The sequence below is a fragment of the Clostridium gallinarum genome (assembly GCF_014836325.1).
GTDB classification, from domain to species: Bacteria; Bacillota; Clostridia; order Clostridiales; family Clostridiaceae; genus Clostridium; species Clostridium gallinarum.
This window is the reverse complement of the sequence record NZ_JACSQZ010000093.1, coordinates 1-6,946: the sequence shown is the minus strand read 5'-3', so window position 1 is coordinate 6,946 and position 6,946 is coordinate 1. Positions and strand designations below refer to the sequence as shown.

Sequence of the window (6,946 nt, the reverse complement as noted above, 5' to 3'; positions counted from 1 at the left end):
ATATACAATCAATCCATTGTAAATGAAAAGAAAGGAGCTTCGCTAGCGAATTTTTTATCCGCTAATGCGACAGCCTCATTTTATTTATACCATGTTTTCATACTTTAATTTAAAATAAAAATTTGTTTCTGTAACCTTTTGATAAGGCTCAACCCATAAGCTGCCAATTCCTAAGGTTAAACCTGCCAGTATCCACCAACCTATAAATGAAAGTTCTAAAACAAACAATTCCCACTTATGGCCAGACATAAGCCTAGAACTTTCTTCTAAGCATTGAAATATTCCTTTATCAGGATTTTCAGCTAAGATATAAAAGGACTGTGAGTACATTAATGTAACTATAATACCAGGAATTATAAGAAGTATAAATCCTAGTAATCCAATAATTCCTATTAAAACAAATAATCCTAAAGTTTTAAAAAATATATTAAAATAAGAAAATATATCTTTAAATTTGGGTTCCTCTGTATTAGTTGTAAAATTCAAAAGAAATTTACTTAACCCGGTAGAAATAACTCCACCTAAAATTAAAGTTATTAAATTAAATGAAAGAGAAACTTTAGGAGAAATATCTAATATAACTTTAAAACCTTGCAGTAAATTGGTGGTATTAATAAAAATATTAGAAACAAGTATAGTAATTATCGCTAATCCCCATCGACCTCTTAATTGATCTTTTGCTTTAGATTTTAAATAAGCTCTATCCAAAATTAATCACCTCCTATATATTATACAATATTTTACAATAGATTTATGCATAAATATAAATAAAAAAATATGTTTTCTAATTCTCTTGTAATAAATATATGCTTTAAATCATAAAATGTGAAGAATATAATATTATTTATTTTTTGAGGTGAAGTATGAAAGTAAAAATAGATATTTTCTCAGGATTTTTAGGGGCAGGAAAAACCTTTCTTATAAAAAAGCTTATTAAAGATGGAGCTTATGAAGAGAATATAGCAATTATAGAAAATGAATTTGGAGAAGTAAGTATAGATGCATTAATTCTTAGGGAATCTAATATTAAGATAAAGGAAATAAATTCTGGATGTATTTGTTGTGAAGTAACTGGAGATTTTGAAAATGCTATTTTAGAGGTTATAGAAAAATATGACCCTAGTAGATTAATAATAGAACCTTCAGGAGTTGCTAAGCTAAGTGATATATTAAAAGTTTTTAAAGAAGAAAAATTAAAGGATAAAGTTTATGTGGACAATGTTATTACTGTAATAGATCCACAGAAATTTGATTTATATATTAATAATTTTAAAGATTTTTATGAAGATCAAATTATATATTCTAAGAAAATAATTTTAAGCAGAACTCAAAAGATAAAAAAAGAAAAATTAGATGAAATTATCTTAAAGATAAATAAAATAAGTAAAAAATCTATAATCTTAACAGAAGAGTGGAGCTTTATAGATTTTTCAGAGATTTTAGGTAGTATAAACCCTAAAAATATTAATGAAAATAAAACTCTAAAACCAAAGTTAAGAGTAATAGAAAAAAGTAATGCAAAAGATACCTTTGAAACTTTTGCTATTTATCCTGAAAAGAAAATTTCTAAAGCAGAATTAGTGTCTAAATTCAAATTTATATCTTCAAGTAATATTTTTGGAGAAGTTTTAAGAGCAAAAGGAATAGTAAAATTAACAGATGGTAGTTTAGGTCAATTTGATTTTGTAAAAGATGAATTTGAAATAAGAAAAATAAGTAATAGTAAGAATACTGTTATTTCTTTTATTGGAGTAAAGCTAAATAAAAAAGAAATAGAAGGTTTATTTAACTTAGGAATATGATGAGAATAAAGCTTGAAATAGTTAGTGGCTTTTTAGGGGCTGGAAAAACATCTTTTATAAACTCATATCTAGAAACGGAACTTTGCTTAGAGAAGGAAATATTAGTTATAGTTTTAGAAAAGGGGATTACAAATATAAAAAATAGTTTTGTAAATATAGAAACAATATATTTAGAAGACTCTAAGGATTTAAAAAAAACTTTAATAGGTAAAATTAATGAAAAAAAATATCATAAAGTAATTGTTGAATTTAATGGAACTGAAAGATTAAGTTTAATAGGAGATCTATTTAAAGATAAACTTATTAAAAAGAATTTTGTTTTTTATGGAAATTATTATATAGGAGATGCTAGAAATTTAATTATTTATTTAAAAAATTTAGGAGAAATAATTATTCCATTTATTCAATCTAGTAAGTTAATAATATTGAATAATTTAGATTTATTAGATCAAGATGAGAAAGATAAAATAATAAAAGAAATAGAAATAATTAATCAAACCTCACCTATTATATTATCAAACTCACTAAGTAATTTAAGTTTTGATTTAAAAAAATCGAAGTATTTTAAGGAAAATCAAATTTTAAATAGAATTAAAGTTTTATTTAGTAAAAGTGAGGTATATTTAGATGATAAAATGGGCTAATATTTTTATAAGTATGATATTAGAAGCATTGCCTTTTATAATAATTGGTTCAATTATCTCTTCAACAATTCAATTATTTATTTCAGAAGAAAGAGTAAAGAAAATATTGCCTAAAAGTAGATTTGTTTCTATTATTTTTGCAGCATTATTTGGAGTTTTTATACCAATTTGTGAATGTGCCATAGTTCCAATTGCAAGAAGTTTAATAAAAAAAGGTGTTCCAATTGCTGTAGCTATAGTATTTATGCTATCAGTACCAATTGTAAATCCTATAGTTATATTATCTACATTTTATGCCTTTAATGATATAAGAATAGTTTTAATAAGAGCTTTAGGTGGTATTATTTCAGCTATAGTAATAGGAGTGCTTATAGAATTTTTTACTAATAAAAAAGAAGAAGTTATTAAAGTAAAAAGTCAATATGAAAATATATGTGATTGTGGATGCGAGGTTGGAGATTATTTTTATAATAAGTCTAAAATCAGATTGTGTTTAGAACATGCAAGTAAAGAATTTTTTAATATACTAAGATATTATATATTTGGTTCTTTTTTATCTAGTATATTTATTGTGATATTAAAAGAAGAGATTTTAAATAATTATAATAAGGGAGTACTAATGCCAATAATTCTAATGATGTTATTATCGTTTTTATTATCATTATGCTCAGAAGCAGATGCTTTTATAGGAAAAAGCTTTTCAAATTATTTTGGAGTTCCAGCCATATCAGCATTCTTAATAATTGGGCCAATGCTAGATTTAAAAAATGCTATTTTAATATCATCATACTTTAAAAAATCTTTTGCAATTAAGTTATTTTTGCTAATTATTTTAGTTGTAATAGGTTTTTCTATGACATTAACTTTAGTTTATTCTTAAAAATAATTTGGAGCTGTTTATTTATGAAAAAATTTAATGTAGATGAATTTATTTGGTTATTAATATTAATTCTAATGACTTTTTATATAAATTATTTAATGATATCTGGAGAAATTTATAATTATCTTAGTGAAAAAACAACAAAAAATTTATATATAGCTATAGTGATTTTACCTTTGTTTATTTTTATTCAAGCTATGAAGGTAATAAGCTTTAACTCTAGAAGAGACACATCTATGAAGTTTATTCCAATAATATTTACATTAACTATAGGAGTTTTACTTATAGTGAGAAGTAATTTATATAATGGTGAAAACACAAAGAGTTTTAAAAATATTTTAGCTAAAAATGCTATAGAAATAAATCATGAAACTCATCATATATTTGAGGAATTAGAAAGTAATGGGGAAGAATATTTAGGTAAATATATAATTTTTACTGGATTTGTATATAAATATGAAGAGGATAAGTTTATTTTAGCAAGAGAAGAAATGAATTGTTGTGCTGCTGATTCTTATATAATAGGTATAAAGACTTTGGCTAATAATAAATTTGATGAAGGGCAGTGGTTACAGGTGTTAGGCAAAATATCTTATGATAATGAATACTATTTAAATATAGAGGAATATATAGAAGTTAAAGAACCTAATAATATATATTTTTAAAGTAAGAAATTATATATAATAGGCTATAAAATTCAGTTTGTATGTAAAAATACTTTAAATGAATTTTATAGCTTATTATTTTTAAAATAAAGGCTCTACATGAATTATTAAATCTATCTTCTTATCTAGTTTATTAGAAAGAGTATATTCAATATCATGGACTAATTTATGAGCTTCATTAACATTAAGAGTGGAGTCTACTTTAATATGCATATCTATGAATATATAATCATAATGGCCTCTAGATCTAATATTATGAATATCCTTAATTTCCTTAAATTCTTTGAGTATATCTATAATTGTATCTTCTTCAATCATAATTTTATCCGTTAAAGATGAAAGGTTATCTTTAATTATTTCATATGAAGCATGCAATATAAAGAAGGCTACAATAAAAGAAGCAATAGTATCTACTAAAGGGGGTAATCCTAACTTAACAGATATTAAGGCAAATAGCACTCCAATTGAAACAAAAATATCACTTTTAGTGTGAAGAGAATCTGCTATAAGTATTTGACTATTTAGTTTATGACCTTGTTTGTTTTCATAAATAGCAACAAAGATGTTTATAAATAAGGTTATTAATATTACTACTAAACTTTGGAAAGTAATTTCTAAGTTAGAAGGATTAAAAATCTTATAAATGGAGCCTTTAATAACGTTAAATCCTAGCAGTAATAGCATAAGTCCAATGATTATACTAGAAATAGTTTCAAATTTTTTATGACCATAGGGATGCTTTGAATCTCTAGGCTTTGATGCTAAAGTTATTCCTATAATTCCAACAATATTAGAAGCACTATCTGATATGGAATGAAAACCATCAGCCATTACACTTGAGCTATTTATTATTAGCCCAACTATAATCTTAGCTATGGCAACAAATAAGTTAGCACCTAATAGTAATAGCAATATATTTTTAACTTTTTTATAAGTAAGCTCTATTTTAATCTCTTCCTTTCTAAATTTATATAATATATTTTATTCTTATAAAATATAAAAGTTACAAGGTTATAAATAAGAATAAAAGGAATGAGTTATATGTATTTTAGCTTTTAACTTGGGCAAACTAATTAGGAAAATTTACTAAGGATGGTGTTAATATGAGAATAATACATTTTGCTATATTTAATTTGATTTTATACTCTATAATAGGTTGGATAATTGAAGGGGTATATAATTATATAATTACAGGAAGCTTTGAAAAGGAAGGATTTTTAAAGGGGCCATATAAACCAATGTATGGGATTGCCTTTACAATATTAGTTATGTTAGATAAATATTATAATTTAAATTTAATTAGTAAACTTATGTTATCTTTAATAGTTCCAACAAGCATAGAATTTATAAGTGGATATATACTTAGTAGTTTTTTTAATGAAAAGTATTGGGATTATTCAAGTTCAAGGCTAAATTATAAAGGGATAATAACAGTAAAGTTTTCTTTTTATTGGATGATTTTGTGTTACTTTGGAATTAATTTTGTGCAACCTTTTGTTAATAATATTTACATAAGCTTAGAAAAATATTTTAAAATATTTAATTCTGTAATTAGTTTAATTATTATAATAGACATAATTATTACAATAAGCATAAAGTTAAAATTAAAAAATTCAAGGTTGCTTAATTCTTAGTAATTTTATATGATATAAATAAGAAAATTTATTTATAAAAGGAGATTATTATGTCATTTGAATTATTAGATACTAAAGAAACTAAAGCTAACGAAGGAAGAAGTTGCATTATATTATGTAATTTTAATGCAAAGGAAGTTAAAACTGTTGGAAATTTAGCAGGAATGCTTGGAATAAGAGATAAGGTTGTTGTAAATTATAAAAATGGAAATACATTAGTTAAGGATGCACTAGAAGGTAACATATTAAATGATGCAGAAGATGGAATTAAACATAGAGCTATAATATTTAATAATATACCAGGAGCTAAAATAGGATTAGTTATAGAAAACTTAAAGAAATTTAGATTGAATAATGTTTTAAAAGCAACAGTAACAGAAACATCTAGAGAATGGACTATAAATGTTCTATTAAATAACCTAGCTGCTGAAAAAATAGCAATGCAATCAGGAAAATCATACGATCACGAAGAGTAATATAAGATTGCAAAGCAATCTTTAAATTAAGAATGAAGAATTAAAAATGAAAAATTTAGGATGTTTTGCAATGCAAAACTTTAAATAAATGGTGCGAAGCACCTCTATTTAAAATCCTAAGGATTTTTTCCTTAATTCTTCATTCTTAATTTTTAATTTTTCATTATAAAAAAGGGTGTGTTTTAGTGAATTATTTTATTCTTTTTTTGGAAGGAATAATAACCTTTATTTCTCCATGTATTTTGCCTATGCTGCCTATATATATTTCTTACTTTATGGGTGGAAATGATGACAAAAAGAATAGTAATGCTTTAGTTAATTCTATTGGATTTGTTTTTGGGTTTTCAGTTGTTTTTACAATTTTAGGTGCGGCAGCTGGAACTTTTGGTTCATTTATACAAAAGTATATGACTACTTTTAATACAGTTTCGGGATTAGTATTAATAGTATTTGGATTGAATTATATTGGATTATTAAAAATTTCTTTATTAGACAGAAGTTTTAAACTAAAAAATAAGACAAATTTAAATAATCTTAATTTGATATCATCAATTTTATTTGGAATAATATTTGCAATTGGATGGACTCGAAAAAGCATTAAAATTTTTAAAAGATAATAATTTAGAGATGAAGGTTTTATTTGATGAAGACTTAATTGCCACTAATACTTATAATATAATGGGAATTCCAAGAACTATATTTATAGATATAAGTGGAAATATTTCTTATGATAGAGAAGGAATAATAGATGAAAAGATGTTAAAAACTAATATAGAAAAGATAATCCAATAACTATTTAGAAAATAAATTATAAGTTGAAAAAATAATATATTATGGTATAATAA

At 23.6% G+C, this 6,946-nt stretch carries 10 protein-coding genes; 8 read left to right on the top strand and 2 right to left on the bottom strand.

The features are described 5' to 3' along the window. Window positions 1–84: 84 nt before the first annotated feature. The gene (locus H9660_RS15435; RefSeq protein WP_191751266.1) at window positions 85–708 is read right to left on the bottom strand and encodes a DUF975 family protein; all 624 of its coding nucleotides are present in this window, start codon (window positions 706–708) and stop codon (window positions 85–87) included. Between the two features lie 155 nt (window positions 709–863). Between H9660_RS15435 and H9660_RS15430 the strand changes: the two genes are divergently transcribed. From H9660_RS15430 to H9660_RS15415, 4 genes are read left to right on the top strand one after another with little or no spacing between them, the layout of a single operon-like run. Beyond that, window positions 864–1,802: a CobW family GTP-binding protein gene (locus tag H9660_RS15430; protein ID WP_191751265.1), complete on the top strand. Its 939-nt coding sequence runs from the start codon at window positions 864–866 to the stop codon at window positions 1,800–1,802. Then, on the top strand, window positions 1,799–2,446 hold the full coding sequence (locus H9660_RS15425; RefSeq protein ID WP_191751264.1) for a GTP-binding protein: 648 nt from the start codon (window positions 1,799–1,801) through the stop codon (window positions 2,444–2,446). The genes H9660_RS15430 and H9660_RS15425 overlap by 4 nt, the downstream gene beginning before the upstream one ends. Continuing rightward, the gene (locus tag H9660_RS15420; RefSeq protein ID WP_191751263.1) at window positions 2,430–3,326 is read left to right on the top strand and encodes a permease; all 897 of its coding nucleotides are present in this window, start codon (window positions 2,430–2,432) and stop codon (window positions 3,324–3,326) included. Before H9660_RS15425 ends, H9660_RS15420 begins: the two co-directional genes overlap by 17 nt. Before the next feature lie 23 nt (window positions 3,327–3,349). Continuing rightward, window positions 3,350–3,991 (top strand): TIGR03943 family putative permease subunit, encoded by a 642-nt coding sequence (locus tag H9660_RS15415; protein WP_191751262.1) that lies wholly within the window; start codon window positions 3,350–3,352, stop codon window positions 3,989–3,991. A gap of 81 nt (window positions 3,992–4,072) precedes the next feature. On the opposite strand, the gene H9660_RS15410 is transcribed toward H9660_RS15415, so the two are convergent. Then, the gene (locus H9660_RS15410; RefSeq protein ID WP_207729505.1) at window positions 4,073–4,903 is read right to left on the bottom strand and encodes a cation diffusion facilitator family transporter; all 831 of its coding nucleotides are present in this window, start codon (window positions 4,901–4,903) and stop codon (window positions 4,073–4,075) included. A gap of 191 nt (window positions 4,904–5,094) precedes the next feature. Here H9660_RS15410 and H9660_RS15405 point away from each other — a divergent pair, with 191 nt between their 5' ends. The 4 genes from H9660_RS15405 to H9660_RS15390 all read left to right on the top strand — a co-directional run bounded on the left by H9660_RS15405 (window position 5,095) and on the right by H9660_RS15390 (window position 6,893). After that, on the top strand, window positions 5,095–5,625 hold the full coding sequence (locus H9660_RS15405; RefSeq protein WP_191751261.1) for a putative ABC transporter permease: 531 nt from the start codon (window positions 5,095–5,097) through the stop codon (window positions 5,623–5,625). A 50-nt stretch (window positions 5,626–5,675) separates the two neighbouring features. Next, the gene (locus H9660_RS15400) at window positions 5,676–6,101 is read left to right on the top strand and encodes a DUF3783 domain-containing protein (protein ID WP_191751260.1); all 426 of its coding nucleotides are present in this window, start codon (window positions 5,676–5,678) and stop codon (window positions 6,099–6,101) included. A 185-nt stretch (window positions 6,102–6,286) separates the two neighbouring features. Further along, window positions 6,287–6,718, top strand: a complete 432-nt coding sequence (locus tag H9660_RS15395) for a cytochrome c biogenesis CcdA family protein (RefSeq protein ID WP_341479608.1) — start codon at window positions 6,287–6,289, stop codon at window positions 6,716–6,718. A 10-nt stretch (window positions 6,719–6,728) separates the two neighbouring features. Beyond that, window positions 6,729–6,893 carry a TlpA family protein disulfide reductase gene (locus H9660_RS15390; protein ID WP_191751259.1) on the top strand — a complete coding sequence of 55 codons (165 nt, stop codon included), beginning with the start codon at window positions 6,729–6,731 and terminating at the stop codon, window positions 6,891–6,893. The last annotated feature ends 53 nt before the right edge of the window (window positions 6,894–6,946 follow it).

Coding starts and splice junctions, on each gene's coding strand:
- H9660_RS15425 (WP_191751264.1), top strand. CDS start 1,799: ATGATGAGAATAAAGCTTGAAATAGTTAGTGGCTTTTTAGGGGCTGGA.
- H9660_RS15400 (WP_191751260.1), top strand. CDS start 5,676: ATGTCATTTGAATTATTAGATACTAAAGAAACTAAAGCTAACGAAGGA.
- H9660_RS15405 (WP_191751261.1), top strand. CDS start 5,095: ATGAGAATAATACATTTTGCTATATTTAATTTGATTTTATACTCTATA.
- H9660_RS15390 (WP_191751259.1), top strand. CDS start 6,729: ATGAAGGTTTTATTTGATGAAGACTTAATTGCCACTAATACTTATAAT.
- H9660_RS15420 (WP_191751263.1), top strand. CDS start 2,430: ATGATAAAATGGGCTAATATTTTTATAAGTATGATATTAGAAGCATTG.
- H9660_RS15430 (WP_191751265.1), top strand. CDS start 864: ATGAAAGTAAAAATAGATATTTTCTCAGGATTTTTAGGGGCAGGAAAA.
- H9660_RS15415 (WP_191751262.1), top strand. CDS start 3,350: ATGAAAAAATTTAATGTAGATGAATTTATTTGGTTATTAATATTAATT.